19 protein-coding genes are annotated in these 24,859 nt (G+C 57.5%); 10 read left to right on the forward strand and 9 right to left on the reverse strand.

Going from position 1 to position 24,859, the window contains the following annotated elements; genetic code table 11:
- Positions 1–12: 12 nt before the first annotated feature.
- From gspL to GVO84_RS07190, 6 genes are all read left to right on the forward strand, one after another.
- Positions 13–1,146 carry a type II secretion system protein GspL gene (gspL, locus tag GVO84_RS07165; protein ID WP_159513751.1) on the forward strand — a complete coding sequence of 378 codons (1,134 nt, stop codon included), beginning with the start codon at positions 13–15 and terminating at the stop codon, positions 1,144–1,146.
- The gene (gspM, locus tag GVO84_RS07170) at positions 1,143–1,628 is read left to right on the forward strand and encodes a type II secretion system protein GspM (RefSeq protein WP_159513752.1); all 486 of its coding nucleotides are present in this window, start codon (positions 1,143–1,145) and stop codon (positions 1,626–1,628) included. Before gspL ends, gspM begins: the two co-directional genes overlap by 4 nt.
- Positions 1,625–2,422, forward strand: coding sequence for a prepilin peptidase (locus GVO84_RS07175; protein ID WP_159513753.1), 798 nt, complete (start codon positions 1,625–1,627; stop codon positions 2,420–2,422). The genes gspM and GVO84_RS07175 overlap by 4 nt, the downstream gene beginning before the upstream one ends.
- A 255-nt stretch (positions 2,423–2,677) precedes the next feature.
- Entirely contained in the window at positions 2,678–5,383 is a 2,706-nt protein-coding gene (locus GVO84_RS07180; protein ID WP_159513754.1) for a glycosyl hydrolase family 18 protein, read from the forward strand.
- Between the two features lie 155 nt (positions 5,384–5,538).
- Positions 5,539–5,934, forward strand: coding sequence for a type III secretion system invasion protein IagB (iagB, locus tag GVO84_RS07185; RefSeq protein WP_236545928.1), 396 nt, complete (start codon positions 5,539–5,541; stop codon positions 5,932–5,934).
- A gap of 131 nt (positions 5,935–6,065) precedes the next feature.
- Entirely contained in the window at positions 6,066–7,892 is a 1,827-nt protein-coding gene (locus GVO84_RS07190) for a glycoside hydrolase family 19 protein (RefSeq protein WP_159513755.1), read from the forward strand.
- 138 nt (positions 7,893–8,030) lie between these two features.
- Here the strand turns inward: GVO84_RS07190 and GVO84_RS07195 are convergent, their stop codons facing one another.
- The 4 genes from GVO84_RS07195 to poxB all read right to left on the reverse strand — a co-directional run bounded on the left by GVO84_RS07195 (position 8,031) and on the right by poxB (position 13,456).
- Positions 8,031–9,044, reverse strand: coding sequence for an NAD-dependent epimerase/dehydratase family protein (locus GVO84_RS07195; protein WP_121425722.1), 1,014 nt, complete (start codon positions 9,042–9,044; stop codon positions 8,031–8,033).
- Positions 9,045–9,135: 91 nt separating this feature from the next.
- On the reverse strand, positions 9,136–10,572 hold the full coding sequence (locus tag GVO84_RS07200) for an SDR family oxidoreductase (RefSeq protein WP_159513756.1): 1,437 nt from the start codon (positions 10,570–10,572) through the stop codon (positions 9,136–9,138).
- 10 nt (positions 10,573–10,582) lie between these two features.
- On the reverse strand, positions 10,583–11,584 hold the full coding sequence (gene ltaE / locus GVO84_RS07205) for a low-specificity L-threonine aldolase (RefSeq protein WP_159513757.1): 1,002 nt from the start codon (positions 11,582–11,584) through the stop codon (positions 10,583–10,585).
- Between the two features lie 153 nt (positions 11,585–11,737).
- Complete coding sequence (gene poxB / locus GVO84_RS07210) at positions 11,738–13,456, reverse strand: ubiquinone-dependent pyruvate dehydrogenase (protein WP_047346936.1); 1,719 nt, start codon at positions 13,454–13,456, stop codon at positions 11,738–11,740.
- Positions 13,457–13,607: 151 nt separating this feature from the next.
- Between poxB and GVO84_RS07215 the strand changes: the two genes are divergently transcribed.
- A complete protein-coding gene (locus GVO84_RS07215; RefSeq protein WP_159513758.1) occupies positions 13,608–14,042 on the forward strand; it encodes a DoxX family protein in 435 nt (144 codons plus the stop codon).
- A 114-nt stretch (positions 14,043–14,156) separates the two neighbouring features.
- Here GVO84_RS07215 and hcr read toward each other — a convergent pair whose 3' ends face one another.
- From hcr to aqpZ, 4 genes are all read right to left on the reverse strand, one after another.
- Entirely contained in the window at positions 14,157–15,125 is a 969-nt protein-coding gene (gene hcr, locus GVO84_RS07220; protein WP_159513759.1) for an NADH oxidoreductase, read from the reverse strand.
- 10 nt (positions 15,126–15,135) lie between these two features.
- A complete protein-coding gene (gene hcp, locus GVO84_RS07225; RefSeq protein ID WP_159513760.1) occupies positions 15,136–16,788 on the reverse strand; it encodes a hydroxylamine reductase in 1,653 nt (550 codons plus the stop codon).
- Between the two features lie 144 nt (positions 16,789–16,932).
- On the reverse strand, positions 16,933–17,832 hold the full coding sequence (locus GVO84_RS07230) for a lysine exporter LysO family protein (protein WP_121425728.1): 900 nt from the start codon (positions 17,830–17,832) through the stop codon (positions 16,933–16,935).
- A gap of 169 nt (positions 17,833–18,001) precedes the next feature.
- Positions 18,002–18,697: an aquaporin Z gene (gene aqpZ / locus GVO84_RS07235; protein ID WP_121425729.1), complete on the reverse strand. Its 696-nt coding sequence runs from the start codon at positions 18,695–18,697 to the stop codon at positions 18,002–18,004.
- A 290-nt stretch (positions 18,698–18,987) separates the two neighbouring features.
- Here aqpZ and GVO84_RS07240 point away from each other — a divergent pair, with 290 nt between their 5' ends.
- Positions 18,988–20,646 carry an ATP-dependent endonuclease gene (locus GVO84_RS07240; protein WP_159513761.1) on the forward strand — a complete coding sequence of 553 codons (1,659 nt, stop codon included), beginning with the start codon at positions 18,988–18,990 and terminating at the stop codon, positions 20,644–20,646.
- On the opposite strand, the gene GVO84_RS07245 is transcribed toward GVO84_RS07240, so the two are convergent.
- The gene (locus tag GVO84_RS07245) at positions 20,643–21,599 is read right to left on the reverse strand and encodes a VirK/YbjX family protein (protein WP_159513762.1); all 957 of its coding nucleotides are present in this window, start codon (positions 21,597–21,599) and stop codon (positions 20,643–20,645) included. The genes GVO84_RS07240 and GVO84_RS07245 overlap by 4 nt on opposite strands.
- 159 nt (positions 21,600–21,758) lie before the next feature.
- On the opposite strand from GVO84_RS07245, the gene macA reads away from it, so the two are divergent.
- The gene (gene macA, locus GVO84_RS07250) at positions 21,759–22,874 is read left to right on the forward strand and encodes a macrolide transporter subunit MacA (RefSeq protein ID WP_059445587.1); all 1,116 of its coding nucleotides are present in this window, start codon (positions 21,759–21,761) and stop codon (positions 22,872–22,874) included.
- On the forward strand, positions 22,871–24,811 hold the full coding sequence (macB, locus tag GVO84_RS07255) for a macrolide ABC transporter ATP-binding protein/permease MacB (RefSeq protein ID WP_159513763.1): 1,941 nt from the start codon (positions 22,871–22,873) through the stop codon (positions 24,809–24,811). Before macA ends, macB begins: the two co-directional genes overlap by 4 nt.
- Positions 24,812–24,859: the final 48 nt, after the last annotated feature.

Here is a 24,859-nt window from a genome sequence, read left to right on the forward strand (position 1 = left end):
AAGTAGAACGCTATGAAACAGGTCCTTTTTGTTCGTCCCGACAGCCGCGAGGGCGGGAAAATAATGTGGTGTGTCTCCGGCAGCGAGCAGGTTGAGGTGCTGGAGAGCCTGGACGCGCTGGCGGACCATCCTCTGGCCGCCCGTGTTTGCCTGCTGCTGCCCGCCAGCAGCATGATCTTCCGCCACTTTACGCTGCCGAAGAAAGTTGCCTCGCAGGCGACGGCGTTCTCGTGGATGGCGGAAGAGACGCTGATTGGCGACGTGGATAATCTCCACTGGACGGTGCTCAACAAAAAGGGCGCCGAAGTTGACGCGGTGGCCATCGACGCTGACTGCCTGCGCAGGTGGTTAAGCCGCTGTCAGGAGGCCGGATTAAAGGTGATTCAGGCGCTGCCGGATGCGTGGCTGCTGCCCGTGACGGCGGGCGGAAGCACGCTTGTCGTCCTGGACGACGGCTACTGGCTGCGTTTATCGCCGCATGTTGCCAGCGAAATGGAGGCGAGCCTGCTGCCGCTGCTGATGCAGAAAGCCGGAGAGGGGGACGTGTGCTGCTACGGCGACGCGCCTGCTGGCGTCGACGTTGACGTCGGGCACCCCTGGCAGCATCCGCTGGTCCTGATCCAGCCCCAGTGGCACGCCTGCCGCGTCACGCTCCTGCACGGCGAATTCAGCGCGAAAGCGGGCTCGGGTAAAGCGTCGAAGGGAATCAAAGCGGCAATCGCCGCGGCGGGTCTGCTCTCTCTCGGCCTGTTGCTGGGGCCGCGCGTCGCCATGGCCTGGATGCTCGTGCAGCAGGAAAACCAGGTTCAGCAGGAGATCCTTCAGGTTTACCAGCACCATTTCCCCAGCATGCGCCAGCAGACCAACATCAAATATCACTTTGGTCAAAACATGAAGAAGCAGACCAAAGGGGTCTTTTTGCAGCTTGAAGAGCTGGAGAAAGCCAGACAGGCCGTGCCGGCAATGGAAATCGATCTGCTGGAATACGACGCCCAGCAGAACACGCTGACGCTGAGCGTCAGTTCGCAAAACCAAACCGCGTTGCAGACGTTTGTGAATCAGGCCGGGGAGAATTTTGACTTCAGCCTGCAGCCTGTTTCCACCGCTGCACCTTATACCGCCATGATCGCAGGGAAATATAAATGAAAGAGCGAATCGCGCAGCTTAAGTCTCGTTATCAGAATTACAGCGCCAGGGAAAAAGTTATTCTGAAAATATGTGCCGCCGCACTATTGGGGGCGGTCGTTTATTACGCGGGCATGATCCCGCTGGATAATATGATTCAAAATAGTAAAGCCACGCTGACCAGACAAAAAGAGACGCTAAACTGGATGCGCAGCGAAATAGATAAAAATCACCTCCAGGTTCAGATTGTCAAAACGGATAATCCACGCACGGTGGTAGAGAACAGCGCGCAGGAAATTCATCTGCCCCTGACGGATGTTCGTCAGGATGGGCAAACCTTATCGTTCGTGGTCAACCGCGTTAACGTGTATGAATTAAAGAACTGGCTGCGCGAAATCAACCAGACTTCCGGCGTTCGGCTGCAGAAAATGAACCTCACGCCGGTCGATCACCTCAGTCATGTAAAAGCGGAAGTACAGCTCTCCTGGAGCAAAACCGCATGAACACCTTCGCGCTGATGCGGGAGGTTTACCCGGTGGGGTTCCCGGTGATGAGTGCGATCTTGGGCGGCATTGTGGGGAGCTTTCTGGGCGTCGTTGCCGAGCGCGTACCGGGCATGGTGATGGACGAAGAGGGCGGCGGCAATTTGCTCTTTCCGGCCTCGCACTGCCCGGTATGCCAGCATACGCTGGCCGCCTGGGAGAATATCCCGCTGGTCAGCTGGCTTGTTTTACGCGGGCGCTGCTGCCGTTGCGGCACCGCCATCCCGCTGCGGATATTTTTAATCGAACTTTTTTCCGCCCTGTTTTTTGGCGTCACCGCGTGGTGCATGCCGGACGTCCAGGCACTGTTCTCCCTGTGGCTGCTGGCGGCGTTTTTATTGCCCCTTGCGATGATCGACTGGCGGCACCAGCTGCTGCCGGACTGCCTGACGCAACCCCTGCTGTGGGCGGGATTATTGCTCCATGCGTTTGACCATACGCTGCCGCTGTGCGATGCGCTGTTCGGCGCCGTGGCGGGCTATCTCTCGCTCTGGGTGCTCTACTGGGCATTCCGACTGACCACCGGACGCGAAGGGCTGGGATATGGTGATTTTAAGCTGCTGGCGGCCTTAGGCGCCTGGTGCGGCTGGCAGGCATTGCCTTCGCTGGAATTAATCGCCGCGCTAGGCGGTATTATCGGCTATTTCGCGCTAAATAATTTAAATAAAAATAACCTCACTATTTCTTTCGGTCCCTACCTCTCATTTGCTGGAATAGTGGTGTTTATTGGGCAGCAGTTTGCTTTCATATTTTAAATATTCAGGTCAAGATTTTTTATAAATTTTTTCGACGGTGGAAGAGAAGGACGTCTCTTTGCGCTCAGTGTATCGTAAGGGATATAAGCTACACGGAATTTGGGCTTGTATCTTTTTATGGAGGAATACAACGCAGCAATACGTTTTTTTGTCACGGTTTTCAGATTGGTTAAATACGCATTACGCGAAACGCATCCATGTGCTCACGGAAGACATGGGTTATTAATGTTACGAATAAATTTATCAGGATATAAAATGAAATTTATGAAGCCTAAATATCTGGCGCTTTTTGTTGCAGCCGCAACAAGCTCAGTATTTGCAGCGGCACCGGGTACGCCTTCTATTACATCGGGCAATGACAAATTTGCGCTGGTGGAAGTTGATCAGGCTGCGCAGGACTATAACAACCTCGTCAAGGTGCACAAAGATGGCGTGGATGTGAAGGTTGAGTGGAATGTCTGGAGCGGCGATGCGCCAACGTCTGCAAAAGTGCTGCTGGACGGCCAGACCGTCTGGACCGGCGCGGGCAGCGCCGCAGGCTCTGCGACCTTTAAAGTGAAAAAAGGTGGCCGTTATCAGGAGCAGGTTGAGCTCTGTAACGACAGCGGCTGCACCAAAAGCGCCAGCAAGCTGATCATCGTTGCGGATACCGACGGTAGCCACCTGCTGCCGCTGAATACCCCGCTGCTGGAAAACAACAAAGCCTTCGCGCAGCACACCGACAAAGTGGTCGGTGCTTATTTCCCTGAGTGGGGCGTGTATGACCGTAACTTCTCAGCGGACAAAATCCCGGTGGCGAACATTAACCACCTGCTGTACGGCTTCATTCCAATCTGCGGCGGCGACGGCATTAACGACAGCGCTAAATCTTCCGGCGCGCTGGAATCCCTGAAACGCGCCTGCCAGGGCCGTCCGGACTACACCGTGGCGATCCACGACCCGTGGGCTGCGCTGCAGAAACCGCAGCAGGGCGTGACCGGTTGGGACGACCCGTACAAAGGCAACTACGGCCAGCTGATGGCGATGAAAAAAGCCCATCCTGACCTGAAAATTCTGCCATCCGTAGGCGGCTGGACGCTGTCTGACCCGTTCTATCAGATGGATAATAAAGTGCTGCGCGATCGCTTCGTGGCCTCTGTGAAAGACTTCCTGACGACCTGGAAGGTGTTCGACGGCGTGGATATCGACTGGGAATTCCCGGGCGGCGGCGGTGAGAACGCCAAACTGGGTAACCCTCAGACCGATAAAGCGACCTATACCGCGCTGATGCACGACCTGCGTCAGATGCTGAACGAACTCTCTGCAGAAACGGGCCGTACCTACGAGCTGACCACCGCAATCGGTGCGGGCAAAGATAAGATCGAAGACGTGGATTACAACACCGCGCAGCAGTACATCGACCATATCTTCCTGATGAGCTATGACTTCTACGGCGCGTGGAGCAATACCGATCTCGGCCACCAGACCGCGCTGTACGGTGCGTCCTGGAAACCGGATACCAACTACACCACCGATAACGCCGTGAAAGCGATGCTGGAGCAGGGCGTTAAGCCTGGCAAGATCGTGGTGGGTGCAGGCATGTACGGCCGCGGCTGGACGGGTGTTCACGGCTATACCGGCGATAATCCGTTCACCGGTACGGCAACGGGACCAATCAAAGGCACATGGGAAAACGGCATTGTCGACTATCGTCAGATTGTGAACCAGATGCTGGGCAAACCAGGCTGGGAATACAAATACGATGAAGCGGCTGAAGCGCCGTACGTGTTCAACAAGTCTACCGGCGAACTGGTGACTTACGACAACGCCCGTTCCGTGATGGCGAAAGGCAAATACGTACAGAACAAAAACCTCGGTGGTCTGTTCGCATGGTCTATCGAATCCGACAACGGCGATATCCTGAACGCGATGAACGAAAGCCTGCTGGGCGGCAGTTCAACGCCTGTTGAGCCTGTTGCGACCAACCATGCGCCTGTGGCTTCTGCTACCGATATGACGGTAACCGGCCCGGCAACCGTCACCCTGGACGGCTCTGCATCCAGCGACCAGGACGGCGACGCGCTGACCTACAAATGGACGCAGGTGTCCGGCACGACCGTGACGCTGGCGAACAGCACCAAAGCGAAAGCCAGCTTCAGCGTACCGGCCGTCGCCAGCGACCAGAATCTGGTCTTCCGTCTGACCGTGACTGACGCGAAGGGTCTGAGCAACGCGATTGATGTTCAGGTTGTGAACAAAGCGCCGAAAGCGAACCAGGCTCCGGTGATTAATGCCATGGAAGCCGTCACCGTTGAATCCGGTGAAGCGATTTCCCTACATGCACAGGCAACCGATCCAGACGGCGACGCGCTGACCTATAGCTGGAGCGTACCGGCGGATATGAACGCAACGGGTACCGATACCGCTAACGTTCGCATCACTGCACCAGAGGTTAACAACACCTCATCCTACACCCTGAGCGTTGTCGTGACCGACGGCAAAACCAGCGTGCAGTCAAACGTGCAGGTAACGGTAAATCCGAAACCTGCAGACGTAACGCCGCCTGCTGATGAGGTGACCCCACCGTCTGATGAAGTGACTCCTCCGTCTGACGAGGTGACTCCGCCATCTGACGAAGGCACAGCAACGGGCAGCTGCGACGCGCCTGTCGATGCTAACGCCAGCAAATATGCTGCGTGGGATTCCAGCAAAATCTACAACAATGGCGACACCGTAAGTGCCGATCATCTGGTGTGGAAAGCGAAGTACTGGACGCAGGGCAACAAGCCTGGCTTCGGTGTGGATGCATGGGAACTGGTGAGCAACGTGAAGATGAACTGGCGTTCTGACCTGGTTTACAACGGCGGCGAAACCACCACTTACCAGGGCAACGTTTACCGTGCCAAATGGTGGACCCGCGGAGATAACCCAGCTAACAGCGACGTATGGGTAAAAGAAGGCGCAGCAGCAGACTGCAAATAATCTAACCCGATAAACGCTCACCGCTCTCTTGTGAGGGTGGTGAGCGATTCAAAAATTCATTTTACAGGATGTGGGCAAGGAGAAATAACCGAAACTGTCAGCAGGTAAAAATGAAAAAATTAATATTATTGTTACTGATAATAAGTTAAAGCGCACTGGCAAACTGTTGGGATAAAGCCGCGCATTATTATCATGTCGATCCCTATTTATTGTATGCCATTGCTAACGTTGAATCCGGGATGAACCCGTATGCGGTTGGGCAAAACCACGACGGCACCCGCGATGTCGGTCTGATGCAGATAAACAGCTCTCATTTTACGGAGCTGGAGAGCAGGGGGATTGATGAATACCGACTGATGACCGAGCCCTGTACCTCAATCATGGTGGGGGCGTCCATCCTCTCCGGAATGATTAAAGTCTATGGCTATAACTGGGAGGCGGTAGGCGCCTATAACGCCGGGTTAAAAAAAGAGAATTATCCGCAGCGAATGATATATGCCCACAAGGTCTGGAAAAAATATCAGCAGTTGAAATTAGCGGCACGTTATTAAGGTTTTTTATTTTTGAAGAATTCCTGAGGGTGTTCTTCGAAAAATGAAAACCGCTGTCTGTGGTTTATTTATTAATGGATTAATACATAAGCCGGGATTTAACTTTAACTTCAATTAACAGGAATACTGAAATGAACAAAAGGACGTTACTGAGTGTACTGGTTGCCGGCGCGTGCGTAGCCCCCTTTATGGCACAGGCTGCGTCGCTGCAAGCGACCACCAGTGAGCCGTACACCATGAAAGCCAGCGATCTGGCGAAGAAGGAAAAAGAGCTGACCAGCTTCCCGCTGATGGCCTCCGTAAAAGAGACCATCCAGACGCTGGACAATGCTCAGGTAGAAATGATTGAGCCAGGCCGTGCGGCGAACCCGGAAAACGTGAAGCGCGTAGAAGGGATCGTGAAGGCCAGCGACTGGGAATACCTGTTCCCGATGCGCGCGCAGGCATATACCTACAGCAACTTCCTGAAAGCGGTGGGTAAATTCCCGGCGCTGTGTAAGACCTACAACGACGGTCGCGACAGCGACGCCATCTGCCGTAAAGAGCTGGCAACCATGTTTGCCCACTTTGCCCAGGAAACCGGCGGCCACGAAAGCTGGCGTCCGGAAGCCGAATGGCGTCAGGCGCTGGTTCATGTGCGTGAAATGGGCTGGACCGAAGGCCAGAAGGGCGGTTATAACGGCGAATGTAACCCGGACGTCTGGCAGGGGCAGACCTGGCCGTGCGGTAAAGATAAAGACGGTGACTTCCTGAGCTACTTCGGTCGCGGTGCGAAGCAGTTGTCCTACAACTACAACTACGGTCCATTCTCTGAAGCGATGTACGGCGACGTGCGTACCCTGCTCGACAAACCTGAGCTGGTGGCGGACACCTGGCTGAACCTGGCGAGCGCAATCTTCTTCTTCGCCTATCCGCAGCCGCCAAAACCAAGCATGCTGCAGGTTATCGACGGCACGTGGCAGCCGAACGATCACGATAAGGCCAACGGCCTGGTACCGGGCTTTGGGGTGACCACCCAGATCATCAACGGAGGCGTTGAGTGCGGCGGCCCGACTGAAATTGCCCAGTCGCAGAACCGTATCAAGTACTACAAAGAGTTCGCGAACTACCTGAAAGTGCCCGTTCTGGCGAATGAAGTGCTTGGCTGTGCCAACATGAAGCAGTTCGACGAAGGCGGTGCCGGTGCCCTGAAGATTTACTGGGAACAGGACTGGGGATGGAGCGCGGATACGCCAAGCGGCGAAACCTACTCTTGCCAGCTGGTGGGCTACCAGACGCCGTTCAGCGCCTTTAAAGACGGTGACTATAGCAAGTGCGTGCAGAAGTTCTTCAAAGTTAACATCGTGAACGACGACGGCTCTGCCACCACCCCGGATGAAACTCCGGTAACGCCAGCGCCGACACCAGCGGAAGATCAGACTCCGGCACCTGCGCCAACGCCGGATGAAACCCCGGCTGAGCCAGTGGCGGTGAACCACGCTCCGGTTGCGCATATCGCGGGTCCAATCGGTGCGGTTGACGCCGGTGCGCAGGTTTCTCTGAGCGCGGAAGGGTCTACGGATGCGGATGGCAACAAGCTGACCTACACCTGGCGTTCACAGGATGGTCAGACCGTCACCGGTCAGGATAAAGCGGTTGTGACCTTCAAGGCGCCAGAAGCGGCGACGGCTCAGCAGGTTGAAGTGAGTCTGACCGTTAGCGATGGTGAACTGAGCAGCACCACCTCTTACCTGCTGAACGTGAAGGCGAAAGCGGCACCGTCTCAGGACGAAGGCACTTCCGGCTCTTACGCCGCGTGGAGCGCGAACAGCAAGTACAACGCAGGTGATATCGTGAATAACCACGGTAAACTGTTCCAGTGCAAACCGTTCCCGTACAGCGGCTGGTGTAACAGTGCCCCGGCATACTATGAACCGGGTGCAGGCCTGGCATGGTCTGACGCCTGGACGGCATTATAAACAGCAAACGGCAACCGAAAGGTTGCCGTTTTAGTGTTTGCTCTTTCCCCTCACCCTAACCCTCTCCCCAAAGGGGCGAGGGAACAGTACGGTGCAGTTGTAGGCCCGGTAAGGCGAAGCCGACACCGGGCAAAAAGGCTAGCGATGAAGCTTCCCGTGATCCCGTAACCACGCCGCCGTGCGCTCAATCCCTTCATCCAGCGTCACAACCGGTTTATACCCCAGTTCGTTCTCCGCCCGCGAAATATCCAGCGTGAAATCAAAGTTAAGCTTCGATACGCCGTAATGCGTCAGCGCAGGCTCTTTGGCCGATTTACTGCCAAAACGCTCCATGCTGCGGGCAATCATGTCCAGCATCGGGTAGGGCACGGAACGGATACGGCAGTCGATCTGCAGCTCGTCGATCAGCCGCTGCACAATGCTGCGCAACGTGCACGGTTCGCCGTTAGTGATGTTGTAGGCGCGACCGGAAATGAGCTTATCGCAGTCCGGCTGGCTCGCCAGCCACATGGCGTGAACGGCGTTTTCGTAATAGGTCATATCCACCAGCGCATCGCCGCCGCGCGGCAGCAGCACGCTGCCGTAGTGGTGCATCATCTGCGCCAGGCGCGGAATAAACACTTTGTCGTGCGGCCCGAACAGGCTCTGCGGACGCAGCACGGTAAAGCGGGTATGCGGGTTCGACTGTGCCAGCAGGTCAATCACCTCTTCGCTGGCCGCCTTGCTGCGGGCAAACTCACAGGCAAAGCGAGCAGGGCGGAAATCTTCCTGCACGTCACGATGGTGGTGATAGTCAAAATAGAGAGACGGTGACGAGATATGAATAAAGTTACGCACGCCCCAGGCGACGGCCCATTCGCCCAGACGGCGGGTGGCCCGCACGTTGGCGAGATCGAAGGCTTCCTGGGTACCCCACGGGGAGGTAAAACTGGAGCAGTGCCACAGCGTGTCGATACCGGCGAGCATCACTTTCGCCTGAGAGGAAACCAGCTCCGTCAGGTCAGCATGGACGAACTCTGCGCCCATTTTTTGCAGCAGTTTTCCCATCGCTTCGTTGCGACCGGTAGCCCTGACGCTGATGCCCTTGTTGCGCAGAAATTCGACCGCATTTCGGCCTAAGCCGCTGGTCGCCCCGGTAACCAGTACCTTCATATCTATCCACTGTGTTGAAAAGAATTTCGTGCGCATTCTTTCGTGAATTACGACGCTATGCAATGGGAAAGGTGAAAGAAAAAGGGTTTTATTAACTAATTTTCATCTTTTGTTCTGCCCGTTGCGCAATGCGTTTCGCCATCCCCCGAAAGATAAACAGGTGGGCGGGGATCATCAACAGCCAGTAGAACAGACCCGGCATTCCGTGGGGATGCCACCAGGCGCGAACGTCCAGTTCACGATGATCGCCTTTGTTTTTGAGGGTAAAGCAGAGCCGGCCCAGCCCCGGGGCCTTCATACCGAACAGCATCGCCAGCTGTTTTTCCGGCTCGACGATGATCACCTTCCAGCTGTCGACCGCATCGCCCACCTCAAGATACGGGCGTGCCGGACGACCTTTCGCCAGCCTGTGCCCCACCAGCAGATCCATCGCCCCGCGCGTTTGCCAGAGGATATTACCGAAGAAATAACCGTCCTTGCCGCCAATCTGGTTCACCACCTCCCACAAATCTGCAAGGCTGGCGGAGGTCTTCACCGTGCAGCCCGCCTGTTTCGGGTAATAGCCGTACTCCGGCCGCCAGCGGGCAAACGCCTGGGCGTCGTAACCCCAGTCGCTGGAGTTCACCAGTTGCTCTTCCTCTTTCAGCGTATTGCGCACGGCGTCGTCAAAGCGGATCAGGTCCTGGGGAATGAGCGCCCGCAGCTCGCGATCGTCCGCCAGCAGATCGTGTTTTAGCCCCTGAATCAGCGCTTTTGCCGTGGTTGGCGGCACTGACGTAATGACGTTCAAAAACCACACCGAAATCCAGCGGGTTGGAAAGGGGATGGGGATCAGCCAGCGGCGGCGGCCGCTGACGCGCATGAAATGTTCGAACTGCTCCTGATAGCTCAGGACTTCAGGGCCCGCAGCGTCCAGCACGCGGTGTTGCTCCGCCGGATGTTCCAGCAGGGCCACCAGATAATGCAGTAAATTCTCCAGCGCAATCGGCGTGGTGCGCGAACGAACCCAGCGCGGCGGCGTGAGTACCGGCAGGTTGTAGACCATATCGCGCATCACTTCGAAGGCGGCGGAACCCGCGCCGACGATAATGCCGGCGCGCAGTTCGGTAACAGGGATAGCGGCGTCGCGCAGGGTGTCCCCCGTCAGCTGGCGGGCGCGCAGGTGATCGGACTGCTCATGCTCGGGCGCCTGGAGCGAGCTTAAAAAAATCACCTGCTTCACCGGCGTTTGCAGCAGAACATCGCGGACGTTCATCGCCACCTGACGCTCGTGGGCGATAAAATCTCCGCCTTCACCCATGCTGTGCACAAGGTAGTAAAGCGTGTCGACCCCTTCGAGCAGCGCGGGAAGCTCCTTCGGCCAGTTGAGGTCAACGCTGTGGCAGGTGACGCCTGGCAAACTGAGTTTTTGCAGCCGTTCGGTGTTACGTGCCGCAGCCAGCACCCGGTGTCCCTGCTGGCTTAACGCCGCGGTAAGATGCTGACCGATATACCCGCTGGCGCCGAGCACCAGAATGCGTTGCGGCACGTGATGCTCCTTATCGCTGTAAAAACGCCTGCCAGTGTTTCACCACGTCCGCCAGCTGTTCGCGACTCACGTCAAGGTGCATGACCAGGCGCACGACAGGTGAGGCGTTGATCAGCACGCCACATGATTTCATACATTCACCCAGCGCGGCGGCGTGGTCATCGCCCACGCGAACAAACAGCATGTTGGTGTCGTGACGCATCACTTCGGCGCCAATTTCGCGCAGCTGCGTAGCCATCCACGCGGCGTTGTCGTGGTCGTCCTTCAGGCGCGCCACGTTGTTTTTCAGGGCATACAGCCCGGCAGCTGCCAGAATACCCGCCTGGCGCATGCCGCCGCCGGTCATCTTACGCCAGCGGTTGGCGCGCTTGATGTAGTCTGCGTTACCGACCAGCAGAGAGCCGACCGGCGTGCCCAGACCTTTAGAGAGGCAAATGGTGAACGAGTCGCAGTATTGCGTAATCTCTTTCAGCTCGCAGCCGTACTCCACCACGGCGTTGAAGATACGCGCGCCGTCCACGTGCAGGCCGAGCCCGCGCTCGCGGGTGAATTCCCACGCTGCTTTCAGGTACTCGCGCGGCAGCACTTTGCCGTTGTGGGTGTTTTCGAGGCTGAGCAGCCTGGTGCGGGCGAAGTGAATATCGTCGGCTTTGATTTTCGCCGCGACCTTATCGAGCGGCAGGGAGCCGTCTGGCGCGGCGTCAATCGGCTGCGGCTGAATGCTGCCGAGCACCGCGGCACCGCCTGCTTCATACAGATAGTTATGCGCGCCCTGGCCGACGATATACTCTTCCCCGCGCTCGCAGTGGCTGAGCAGCGCGACCAGGTTGGCCTGCGTGCCGGTTGGCAGGAACAGGGCGGCCTCCTTGCCGCTCAGTTCCGCCGCGTAGCGCTGCAGTTCGTTGACCGTCGGGTCATCGCCGTAGACGTCGTCCCCGACCGGGGCGGCCATCATCTCTTCGAGCATGGCACGGCTCGGGCGTGTTACGGTATCACTACGTAAATCAATCACGTCATATCCTTATACGCTTCACCCTTCACGCCGCCTCGGCGTTGGCTTCGCCCTCAAACCCCAGTCACATAGTTATCTATGCTCCTGGGGATTTCGGACTTGCCGCCTTGATGCGACATGAATGGTTTTGCGTATGACTTTAAAAGGATATTTTTACCTGAGCCAGTTGGTTTTTGCCAGTTCGATCACTTCATCGCCGCGCCCACTGATGATGGCGCGCAGCATATACAGGCTAAAGCCTTTGGCCTGCTCGAGCTTGATCTGCGGCGGGATCGCCAGCTCCTCTTTGGCGACGACGACATCCACCAGCACCGGTCCGTCAATGGAGAAGGCGCGCTGCAGGGCTTCATCCACCTCTGAAGCTTTCTCCACGCGAATGCCGGTGATGCCGCAGGCCTCGGCAATGCGCGCGAAGTTGGTGTCGTGCAACTCAGTGCCGTCCGTCAGGTAACCACCGGCCTTCATCTCCATTGCCACGAAGCCCAGCACGCTGTTGTTAAAGACCACGATTTTCAGCGGGAGCTTCATCTGCACCACCGAGAGGAAATCCCCCATCAGCATGCTGAACCCGCCGTCGCCGCACATTGCCACCACCTGACGCTCCGGCGCCGTCGCTTTTGCACCCAGCGCCTGCGGCATGGCGTTGGCCATCGAGCCGTGGTTGAACGAGCCGAGCAGGCGGCGCTTGCCGTTCATCTTCAGATAGCGGGCCGCCCAGACGGTTGGCGTGCCCACGTCGCAGGTAAAGATGGCATCGTCGTCAGCGAAATGGCTGATCTGCTGCGCCAGATACTGCGGGTGAATGGCTTTGTCGCTCGGTTTGGCTAGATCGTCCAGCCCCTTGCGGGCATCGCGATAGTCGCTCAACGCCTTATCAAGGAACTTGCGATCCGTTTTTTCTTCCAGCAGCGGCAGCAGGGCGGCAAGGGTCGATTTAATGTCGCCCACCAGCGCCATATCGACCTTGCTGTGCGCGCCGATGCTGGCCGGGTTGATATCAATCTGAATGATTTTGGCATCCGCTGGATAGAACGGACGATACGGGAACTGGGTGCCGAGCAGGATCAGCGTGTCGGCGTTCATCATGGTGTGGAAGCCGGAAGAAAAACCGATCAGCCCGGTCATCCCCACGTCGTAAGGGTTGTCGTACTCGACGTGCTCTTTGCCGCGCAGGGCGTGGACAATCGGCGATTTCAGCTTACCGGCAAATTCAAGCAGCTCCTTGTGCGCGCCCGCGCAGCCGCTGCCGCACATCAGGGCGATATTGCTGGAGTACCGCAGCAGCTGCGCCAGTTTTTTCAGCTCCTCTTCAGCAGGCGTCACCACGGGCTGTGGGGCGTGATACCAGTGGGTGCTGGCCCCTTCCGGCGCGGCCTTGAGGGCCACATCGCCCGGGATAACGACCACAGAAACGCCGCGGTTCAGCACGGCCTTGCGCATGGCGATCGCCAGCACCTGCGGGATCTGCTCCGGGGATGAAACCAGCTCGCAATAGTGGCTGCATTCACGGAACAGCTCCTGCGGATGCGTCTCCTGAAAATAGCCGCTGCCGATTTCGGAAGAGGGGATATGGGCGGCGATGGCCAGCACCGGCACGTGGTTACGGTGACAGTCGAACAGTCCGTTGATCAGATGCAGGTTGCCGGGACCGCACGAGCCCGCACACACGGCCAGTTCCCCCGTGAGCTGTGCTTCCGCGCCTGCAGCGAAGGCGGCAACCTCTTCATGGCGGGTGGGCATCCATTCGATAGTCTTCATCTTGTTGAGGCTGTCGCTGAGTCCGTTCAGGGAATCGCCGGTTACGCCCCAGATACGTTTCACGCCAGCCTGTTCGAGCGTTTTCGCAATATATGCAGCCACGGTTTGTTTCATGGTTGTCCGTCTCCTTTTTGTGATATCGCTTACAAGCTTAGAAGAAAGTCTCCGTATTGCCCGTTATCTCCCCCTAATTAAAAGGTGCTTTTCACGCGCAATTATTCGGCATAATGTGGCTATACCTCGGTGAAAACAGGATTCATTTCAAATGGTTAAATCATTGTTAATTGCTGTTAATGAAAAGCTATCGTGCGACGATCTTGGCAAACTCTTGTTACGACTTGCCGTCGGCGGACTGATGCTCTTTCACGGTTTGCACAAGCTTTTTGGCGGCGTGGGCTTTATCAGCGGCATGCTGGTGGAGAAAGGGTTGCCGGGGTCTATCGCCTACGGCGTATTGGTTGGCGAAGTGGTGGCACCGATCCTGATTATTGTTGGGCTCTTTACGCGCCCGGCCGCGCTGGTGCTGGCGTTTACGATGATCGTGGCGTGGCTGATGGTGGGAATGGGTGAAACGCTCGCCCTCGATAAGGTAGGCGCATGGGCGATTGAAAGCCTGGTGTACTTCTTTATCGGCTCGCTGGCTATCGCGTTTTTAGGCGCAGGGCGGTTTGCGGTAGGGAAAGGTCCTGCGTGGCGGTGAGGATAACAAAAGCCCGGTGGCGCTAGCGCTTACCGGGCCTACGAAGAGCCGCACGTACAACGTAGGCCGGGTAAACGCAGTGCCACCCGGCAAAAATGGTGGCACCGCATCACATTACGCCAGCACCAGATCGCCCTGCGGGTGGCACGAGCACGCCAGCACGTAACCCTCGGCAATTTCCGCGTCGGACAGCGTCATCGTGCTGGTGACGGTATACTCCCCGGAAACCACCTTCGTCTTACAGCAGCCGCACACGCCAGCGCGGCAGGCCGCCGCTACCGGCACCTTGTTGCTTTCCAGCGCCTCCAGCAGCGTGGTACCCACGCGGCCAAAGAAGGTCTGCGCTGGCTGCAGCCTGGTGAACTTAACGCCGCTGGTTGCCGCTTCCGCCACCGGCGTGAAGAACTGCTCTTTGAAGAAGCGGGTCACGCCAAGCGCCTTCACTTCTTTCTCGACGATATCCATGTAAGGCGCCGGGCCGCAGGTCATCACGGTGCGGTTTGCGATATCCGGCACGCTTTGCAGCAGCTCGCGGCTCAGGCGACCGGGCACAAAGCCGTGGGTCGCGTTGTGCTCCGCCACCAGCGTCACCAGATAATCACGCCACTCATCGGCAAAAATCACATCCTCGGGTGAACGTACGCTGAAAATCACCTGCACGTCCGCCTGCGGGCGGTTCTTCGCCAGCCAGCGGCGCATCGACATGATCGGCGTCACGCCACAGCCCGCCGCCAGCAGCAGGAATTTATCGTCTGCCTTGTCGTCACAGGTGAATTCCCCCTGCGCGTCGGACAGCCAGATATAATCCCCGCGCTTCACGTCCCGCGTCAGCCACTGCGAGCCCGCGCCGTCATCAATGCGGCGGACGGTGAGCGTAATGTACTCGCTCACGCCCGGCGTTGAGGAGATCGTGTAGGCGCGCAGGGTGTCTGCCGAGTTGCGAACGCTAACCAGCGCATACTGACCTGCACGGTACGGATAGTAGTCATGGCACAGCAGCGACAGCGTCCACACATCCGGCGTCTCCTGATGGATGTGATGAACCTGCATCCGCCACGGACATTGTGAGGTTGGCATGGTCATGAATACCTCCTTACGCGCTCAGCAGCTGCTTCATATCATCTTCAACGTTGGTCACGGAACGCAGACCGAATTTCTCGTTCAGCACCGCCAGCAGGTCCGGCGTCAGGAAGCCTGGCGCGGTCGGGCCGGTCACGATGTTGGTCACGCCCAATGAGAGCAGGGTCAGCAGGATGACGATCGCTTTCTGCTCAAACCACGACAGCACCAGAGACAGCGGCAGGTCGTTCACGCCGCAGCCCAGTTTCTCCGCCAGCGTGACCGCCAGAATGATGGCCGAGTAAGCATCGTTACACTGGCCCGCATCGATCAGGCGCGGCAGACCTTCGATGTCGCCGAAGTCCAGCTTGTTGAAACGGTATTTGCCGCACGCCAGGGTCAGGATCAGGCAGTCTTCCGGCACGCTGGTGGCGAAATCGGTGAAGTAGTTACGCTCGCCGCGCGCGCCGTCGCAGCCGCCGACGAGGAAGATGTGGCGCAGCTTTTCACGGCTGACGAGATCGATCAGCGAATCAGCGGCGCCGAGCAGGGTTTCACGACCAAAGCCGACGGTGATCAGGTGCGGGATTTCGCTGTACGGGAAGCCCGCCATCTGCTGCGCCTGGGCGATAACCGGACCGAAATCGTCGCCTTCAAGATGGCTCACTCCCGGCCAGCCGACGATGCTGCGGGTCCAGATGCGGTCGTCATACGCGCCCACGGTAGGGTCGATGATGCAGTTAGAGGTCATCACGATAGGGCCAGGGAAGCGGGCGAACTCCACCTGCTGGTTCTGCCAGCCGCTGCCGTAGTTGCCGATCAGATGCTTAAATTTACGCAGCTCCGGGTAGCCGTGCGCCGGGAGCATTTCACCGTGGGTATAGACGTTAACGCCGGTACCTTCGGTTTGCTTCAGCAGGTTGTAGAGATCTTTCAGGTCGTGACCGGAAATCAGGATGCACTTGCCTTCGGTCGCCTTGACGTTGACCTGAGTCGGCGTCGGGTGGCCGTAGGTGCTGGTTTCACCGGCATCCAGAATGCTCATCACGCGGAAGTTCATCTGACCGATTTCCATTGAGCATTCCAGCAGCGCGTTCATATCGGCAGGCCAGGTGCCCAGCCACGCCATGATTTTGTGGTACTGGGCGTAGATGTCGTTGTCTGACTTCCCGAGCACGTGCGCGTGTTCCATATAGGCCGCAGCGCCTTTCAGGCCGTACAGGCACAGCAGGCGCAGGCCGAGAATGTTCTCGCCAATCGCCGCTTTGTCTTTATTCGGGGTGAATTCTGCCGCCTGACGCTGGAGGTCGCCCAAATCGTCGCTGGCCAGCTGAAGTTCAGACATCGGGTTTTCCACGCGGGCGCTGGCGTCTGCCTTCAGGCACTGTGCTTTCAGCGCTTCACGCAGGGCAATCGCTTCGCGGGCATAGCCGACAATGCGCGGGGAGTCGAAGTTAACGTTGGTCAGCGTGGAGAAAAACGCGCGCGGGGCGAAGCTGTCGACGTAGTGGTCAACAATGCCGTATTCGCGGGCTTTGAACGCCCATGCGGAAAGGCCTTGCAGGGCGGCAATCAGCAGGTCCTGCAGGTCAGATGTTTCTGCGGTTTTGCCGCACATACCCTGTGCGTAAGAGCAGCCATTGCCTGCCGGGGTACGGATGGTTTGTTCACATTGCACACAAAACATAATCACACCTGTTAAAGTTATATTTGATATACATGTTTAAGGTTATGCCTGTGCCAGAACGGAGAAAAGGGCTTTCTGCTACAAAATAGAGGGAGATTGATTTAGCGCAATTTTGGCGGCAGGAAACCTACCGCCAAAGAAGTATCAGGCAGAGAAGAAGGCCATCATGATCGGAACCAGCAGACTTAAAATAAAGCCGTGCACGATAGCTGCGGGCACCATCTCCAGCCCCCCGGAGCGCTGGAGTACCGGCAGGGTAAAGTCCATCGACGTCGCGCCACACAGGCCCAGCGCGGTAGAACGACTGCGGCGAACCAGACCTGGGATCAGCATGATGGCAATCAGCTCGCGCGCCAGATCGTTAAAGAAGGCGGCGCTGCCGATCACCGGACCGAAAGATTCGGTTAGCAGAATACCGGAGAGGGAGTACCAGCCAAAACCTGACGCCATCGCCAGGCCGGTTTTTAGCGGAAGATCGAGAATAAAGGCATTAATGACGCCTGCCACCATTGAACTGGCGACAACAATCACCGCAACCATCATTCCCCGACGGTTGAGGACAATTTGTTTCAGCGTCATGCCATTATTTCGCAGCTGAATACCAATCAGGAACAGCAGGAAGATCAGCGTATATTCACTGGCCTCTGTCGCATGCTGTAAAAATGCCCAACCGGTCAGCCCAAGAAGAAAACCGAGCACCACGACGCCGCATAATTTTAATGATTCAAGCGCCATTGCAATTCGTGAAGGGAGTTTTTCCTGATGGTGGTGATTTTTCCATGGAATAGCGCGTTCCAGCCACAGCAGTGCGGCAATATTGCACAGCAAAATAACCACCACGGTGACGACAGAATAATGGAGGATGGAAAGCAGATTGGTGGCCAGATTATCCAGAAAGGCGAGGCTAATCCCCATAAAGAAAAGAATGACGTAAACAATCCAGCTGAGAAAACGGTTGATAAGCCGTAATGCGGATTCCTGATGCAGCGGGATAAGGTAGCCCGCAATCAGGGGCAGCAGAATAATGAGGAGTCCTGAAAACATGAACAGCCGGTCCTTTTGAGTATCTGTTGAGCGCCAGAGACACTACCCAATAAAGGCTGTTCAGTAAAGCGGCAAAAGAAAGCCGGGTGGCGGCTACGCCTTACCCGGCCTACAAGTGCACTCTCACGTAGGTCGGGTAAGCGTTAGCGCCATCCGACACCGAGCGCAATTAATCGCGTTTTTCCAGCAGGGTGCGGTACAGCACGCCGCCCAGGATACCGCCGATAATTGGCATCACCCAGAACAGCCACAGCTGTTCAAGCGCCCAGCCGCCCTGGAAGATGGCGACGGCGGTGCTGCGTGCCGGGTTAACCGAGGTGTTGGTGACCGGAATTGAAATCAGGTGGATCAGCGTCAGTGCCAGACCAATGGCAATCGGGGCAAAACCGGCCGGCGCGTGTTTGTCCGTTGCGCCGTGGATCACCAGCAGGAAGCCCGCGGTCAGCACGATTTCAATCACGATGGCAGACAGCATGGAGTAGCCGCCCGGAGAATGCTCGCCGAAGCCGTTAGAGGCAAAGCCGCTTGCCGCCGCGTCGAACCCGGCTTTACCGCTGGCAATGACGTACAGAACGCCCGCCGCAATAATACCGCCAACTACCTGCGCCACAATGTAGCCAATCACGTCTTTAGCCGGGAAACGACCGCCCGCCCATAAACCTAATGTCACTGCCGGGTTAAAATGACCGCCGGAAATATGTCCCACGGCAAACGCCATGGTTAATACGGTTAAACCAAACGCCAGCGCGACGCCGACAAAACCAATGCCTAATTCCGGGAATGCTGCTGCCAGAATGGCGCTACCGCAGCCACCAAATACCAGCCAGAATGTACCAAAGCATTCTGCCGCTAATTTTCTAAACATAACCACCTCAAATAATTATCCGCACGCTTTCCCGCGCGCGGGATATATCGTCATAAAGGGATGACGACTCAAAGAGTCTCTATTCTAAAAAATAACAACACCCCTTCGCCACTTAAATAAATTCTGTTGGTTTGATTTTGGGCAATGTGATGTCAATCCTTGTTCAATTCAGCGGTAAATAGAGCATAGACCAATTCTCGCAAGGGTGAATGTTGTGCTGTCGTGACAGAACGCCTCCCGCTATACTGCTGATAACTTGAAGGAAAAAGTGATCATTTGTCGGGGGATTTATGCTTCTCGAACGTGTGGAAATTGTCGGGTTTCGCGGTATTAACCGTCTGTCGCTGCAGCTGGAGCAGAACAACGTCCTGATCGGCGAGAACGCGTGGGGGAAGTCCAGCCTGCTGGATGCGTTGACGCTACTGCTTTCGCCCGAAGACGATCTGTATCACTTCGTCCGCGACGATTTCTGGTTCCCGCCCGGCGATGTGACGGGGCGCGAGAAGCACCTGCATATCATCCTGACGTTCCGCGAATCCGAGCCCGGACGGCATCGCGTGCGTCGCTTCCGCCCGCTGTCACCCTGCTGGGTGCCGTGCGATGACGGTTTCCACCGGATTTTCTATCGGCTGGAAGGGGAGATGGCGGAGAACGAAGGGGTACTCACCCTGCGTGATTTTCTCGATGAGAAAGCCAACCCGATCCCGCTGGACAATATCGACGAACTTGCCCGCCACCTGATCCGCCTGACGCCGGTGTTGCGCCTGCGCGATGCGCGCTTTATGCGGCGTATTCGTAACGGAACCGTACCGAATATGCCGGACGTGGAAGTCACCGCCCGCGAGCTGGATTTTCTGGCAAGAGAGTTGGTGTCGCGTCCGCAGAATCTGACCGATGGTCAAATCCGTCAGGGGTTGTCCGCAATGGTGCAACTCCTGGAGCACTATTTTTCCGAGCAGGGCACCTCGGCGTCCCGCCATCGTCTGATGCGCCGCCGCTCTCATGATGAGCAGCGAAGCTGGCGCTATCTCGACATCATTAACCGGATGATCGACCGGCCCGGCGGCCGTACCCATCGGGTGATTTTGCTGGGTTTGTTTTCAACGCTTCTGCAGGCCAAAGGCACCGTTCGTCTTGACCGGGACGCCCGGCCGCTGCTGCTGGTGGAAGACCCGGAAACGCGCCTGCATCCCATCATGCTCTCCGTGGCATGGCATCTGCTGAATCTGCTGCCGCTCCAGCGCATTACGACCACCAATTCCGGGGAGCTATTATCGCTGACGCCGGTAGAACACGTCTGTCGCCTGGTGCGTGAATCCTCCCGCGTCTCCGCTTTCCGCCTTGGGCCGGGCGGTTTGAACGCGGAAGACGGGCGGCGCATCGCGTTTCATATTCGCTTTAACCGGGCGTCGTCGCTCTTTGCCCGCTGCTGGCTGCTGGTGGAGGGGGAAACGGAAACCTGGGTCATCAACGAACTGGCGCGCCAGTGCGGCCACCATTTTGATGCGGAAGGCATTAAGGTGATTGAATTTGCCCAGTCGGGATTAAAACCGCTGATAAAATTTGCCCGCCGGATGGGGATCGAGTGGCACGTGCTGGTAGACGGTGATGAGGCGGGTAAAAAATATGCCTCGACCGTGCGGAGCCTGCTGAATAACGAGCGAGAGGAAGAGCGCGATCATTTAACCATGCTCCCTGCGATGGACATGGAACACTTTATGTATCGTCAGGGGTTCGACGACGTCTTCCACCGCATTGCCATGGTGCCGGTCGATGTCCCAATGAACATGCGGCGCGTGATCGCCAAAGCCATTCATCGTTCGTCAAAACCGGATTTAGCCATTGAAGTGGCGACGGAAGCGGGGAGGCGGGGCGTGGAGGCGGTACCGACCCTGCTGCGGAAGATGTTCTCCCGTGTGCTGTGGCTGGCACGCGGGAAAGCGGATTAGCGCTGGGTCGCCTGTTTCACCTGCTGGATCAGGCTATCCAGCAGCGCGTAGCGGCGGCGATATTCGGCGCGTTTTTTGCTGGCAATCTCTTCCATCGGTTTACGCGGCATGACGAGCGGCAGCATAAAGTTACCGTTATCCTGCTTTTCACCGCCGATGGAGAGCCAGAAACTGTCGTAATCGGCCAACAGTTTGCCCTCTTTTTTCTTGCGGTAGCGCCAGCTGCGATAAATATGGGTATCGTTACTGACGGCGACAATTTGCTCTACCGGGAACGCGGCGCCGAGCGTCATTGCGGCCTCGACCAGCAGACGTTTCGGGAACAGACCGTGGCAGGCTTTCGTCGCACCCTGGATCAGCTCATGGGGAACATGCGCTTTTGCGCCCTGCAAACCGCCAATGAACAGCGTCGATTTTCCCTCAAACTGGCATAGCGTAAAGGTCATCTCCGCCAGCGCCGTATTTTGACTGTCACAGAAAACGAGGGTAGCTTCTCCCTCTTTATCCATAAACGCGTCGGCACACAGACGGACGGTAAATTGCTGTTCATCTTTTCCGGTTAAGGTCAGCAGAGTCACGCCCTGCTTTGAAAGGTAACCATGAGCCAGCGTCGCCGACAGCTGACGACACATCATCTGATAGTGCCAGGAGAGCGATTCCAGCGCACGCTGTCGATCCATATGGACCGTCAACCACGGACGATGAAGGCGGCAGGGCAGCCCCGGCTGAACCTGGAGCATTTGCATCAGGTGCGGATGTTTTGCCAGCTCAGACAGCAGACGCGCGGTGCTGAGCGGTGTCGCCAGTGAGCGCAGCATGAACTTACGTCGGTAGCCGGTTTTTTCCCATGCCAGCCCGGGCGTAATCTCACCGAAAGCCAGGTTTTTGAAAAGCTGCCAGCCGGATTTTGGCTGCGGCAGGTTTGAAAGTGATGTATCGACGATAGAAGACATGGTAGATCCTGATCCTTGTGGAATATCGCTATTTCAACAGGAGAAATGTCAACATCTCGTAAACAAATTAGGACGATTTCGGAGAACAGGGCTTTCGTTGAAGAGTCGTTTAGTTAGAATCAACACTTATCATTGCCAGAACATTTATTTGGAATATTTATGAACCTCAAGGGAAAACGCAGAACGCTGTTTCTGCTGCTGGCGGTCGTGGTTTTAGCCGGTGGATACTGGCTATGGCAGGTGCTGAATGCGCCGGTGCCACAGTATCAGACGCTGATTGTTCGCCCTGGCGAACTGCAGCAAAACGTCCTCGCGACGGGCAAGCTTGACGCGTTGCGCAAGGTTGACGTCGGCGCTCAGGTCAGCGGCCAGCTGAAAACGCTGTCGGTTGAGATTGGCGACAAGGTGAAAAAAGGCCAGCTGCTCGGCGTTATCGATCCTGAGCAGGCTGAGAACCAGATCCGCGAGGTGGAAGCCACGCTGATGGAGCTGCGCGCGCAGCGTGCGCAGGCGCTGGCAGAACGTAACCTGGCCCAGGTAACGCTGACCCGTCAGCAGGCGCTGGCCAAAACCCAGGCTATTTCGAAACAGGATCTCGATACTGCCACCACTGAACTGGCGGTGAAACAGGCGCAGATTGGCACGATTGACGCGCAAATCAAACGCAATCAGGCCTCGCTGGATACGGCGAAAACCAACCTCGACTACACCAAAATCGTCGCGCCGATGGCGGGCGAAGTGACCCAGATCACCACGCTGCAGGGCCAGACGGTGATTGCCGCGCAGCAGGCGCCAAATATTCTGACGCTGGCGGACATGAGCACCATGCTGGTTAAAGCACAGGTCTCAGAGGCGGATGTTATCCATCTTAAGCCGGGGCAGAACGCCTGGTTTACGGTGCTTGGCGACCCGCAGACCCGCTACGAAGGCGTGCTGAAAGACATTCTGCCGACGCCGGAAAAAGTGAACGACGCTATCTTCTACTATGCCCGCTTTGAGGTGCCAAACCCGCAGGGCGTGCTGCGTCTGGATATGACCGCGCAGGTGCATATCCAGCTGACCGGCGTGAAGAACGTGCTGACCATTCCGCTCTCTGCGCTCGGTGAATCCGCCGGGGATAGCCGCTACAAGGTGAAGGTGCTGCGCAACGGCGAAACGCGCGAGCGCGAGGTCGTGATCGGCGCGCGCAACGACACCGACGTGGTGGTGGTGAAAGGGCTGGAAGAGGGCGAGGAGGTTGTTGTCAGTGAAAGCCTGCCCGGAGCCGCCAAATGACGGCGCTGCTTGAGCTGAATAACATTCGCCGCAGCTATCCGTCCGGCGACGGTCCGGTGGAGGTGCTGAAGGGCATCTCCCAGCGCGTGGAGGCGGGCGAGATGGTGGCCATCGTCGGCGCATCGGGTTCCGGTAAATCGACGCTGATGAACATTCTCGGCTGCCTGGATAAACCGACCAGCGGGACCTATCGCGTGGCCGGGACGGATGTCTCCACGCTGGACGGCGACGCGCTGGCGAGGCTGCGTCGGGAACATTTCGGCTTTATCTTCCAGCGTTACCATCTGCTTTCTCACCTGAATGCGGCCCAGAACGTGGAAGTGCCTGCGGTGTATGCGGGCGTCGAGCGTAAAAAGCGCCTTGAGCGCGCGCAGATGCTGCTGACGCGTCTGGGGCTGGCGGAGCGGGTGGAGTACCAGCCCTCGCAGCTGTCCGGCGGCCAGCAGCAGCGCGTGAGTATTGCCCGCGCCCTGATGAATGGGGGGCAGGTGATCCTCGCGGATGAACCGACCGGCGCGCTCGACAGCCATTCCGGCGAAGAGGTGATGGCGATCCTCCATCAGCTTCGCGATCAGGGGCACACGGTGATTATCGTTACCCACGATCCGCAGGTGGCGGCGCAGGCGGAACGCATTATTGAGATCCACGACGGCGAGCTGGTCAGCAATCCGCCGCCGCGCGAGTCCAGGGCCGCGGCGCCGAAAGAAGTGCTGCCGGCATCAACCGGCTGGGGACAGTTCTCCAGCGGCTTTCGCGAAGCGCTGACCATGGCCTGGCTGGCGATGGCGGCCAACAAAATGCGTACCCTGTTGACGATGCTCGGCATCATTATCGGTATTGCCTCGGTGGTGTCGATCGTGGTCGTGGGTGATGCGGCCAAGCAGCTGGTGCTGGCGGATATCCGCGCCATTGGCACCAACACCATTGACGTTTATCCCGGAAAAGACTTTGGCGACGACGAGCCGCAGTATCAGCAGGCGCTGAAATACGACGATCTGGCGGCGATTCAGAAGCAGCCGTGGGTGAACTCCGCCACGCCTGCGGTTTCGCAGAACCTGCGTCTGCGCGTGGGCAACGTTGACGTGGCCGCCAGCGCTAACGGGGTGAGCGGAGACTATTTCAACGTCTACGGCATGACCTTCAGCGAAGGCGCCACCTTCAACGCCGAGCAACTGGCGGGCAGGGCGCAGGTGGTGGTGCTGGATGCGAACTCGCGCAGGCAGCTCTTCCCCAATAAAGCCAGCGTGGTAGGCGAAGTGATCCTGGTGGGCAACATGCCTGCCACGGTCATCGGCGTGGCGGAAGAGAAGCAGTCGATGTTCGGCAGCAGCAAGATCCTGCGCGTCTGGCTGCCCTATACCACCATCTCAGGGCGGATTATGGGGCAGTCCTGGCTCAACTCCATCACCGTGCGCGTGAAGGAGGGCTACGACAGCGCGCTTGCCGAACAGCAGCTTGAGCGGCTGTTAACCCTGCGCCACGGGAAGAAAGATTTCTTCACCTGGAATATGGACGGCCTCTTGAAAACGGCGGAAAAGACCACACGTACTCTTCAGCTGTTCCTCACGCTGGTGGCGGTGATCTCGCTGGTCGTCGGCGGCATCGGGGTGATGAATATCATGCTGGTGTCGGTCACCGAGCGCACCCGGGAGATCGGCATCCGCATGGCGGTCGGAGCCAGGGCCAGCGACGTGCTGCAGCAGTTTTTGATTGAAGCGGTACTGGTGTGTCTGGTCGGCGGGGCGATGGGCATTGCGCTCTCGATGATGATCGCGTTTGCGCTCCAGCTCTTTTTACCCGGCTGGGAGATTGGCTTCTCGCCGGTTGCCATTATTACCGCATTTTTGTGTTCGACCTTTACCGGCATTTTGTTTGGCTGGTTGCCCGCCCGCAACGCGGCGCGGCTGGATCCGGTGGACGCGCTGGCTCGGGAATAACCCGAAAATAAAAATGCCAGCCGATCGGGCTGGCATTTTGACTGCGGG

This window comes from Enterobacter sp. SM3, from assembly GCF_009811935.2.
GTDB classification, from domain to species: Bacteria; Pseudomonadota; Gammaproteobacteria; order Enterobacterales; family Enterobacteriaceae; genus Enterobacter; species Enterobacter asburiae_D.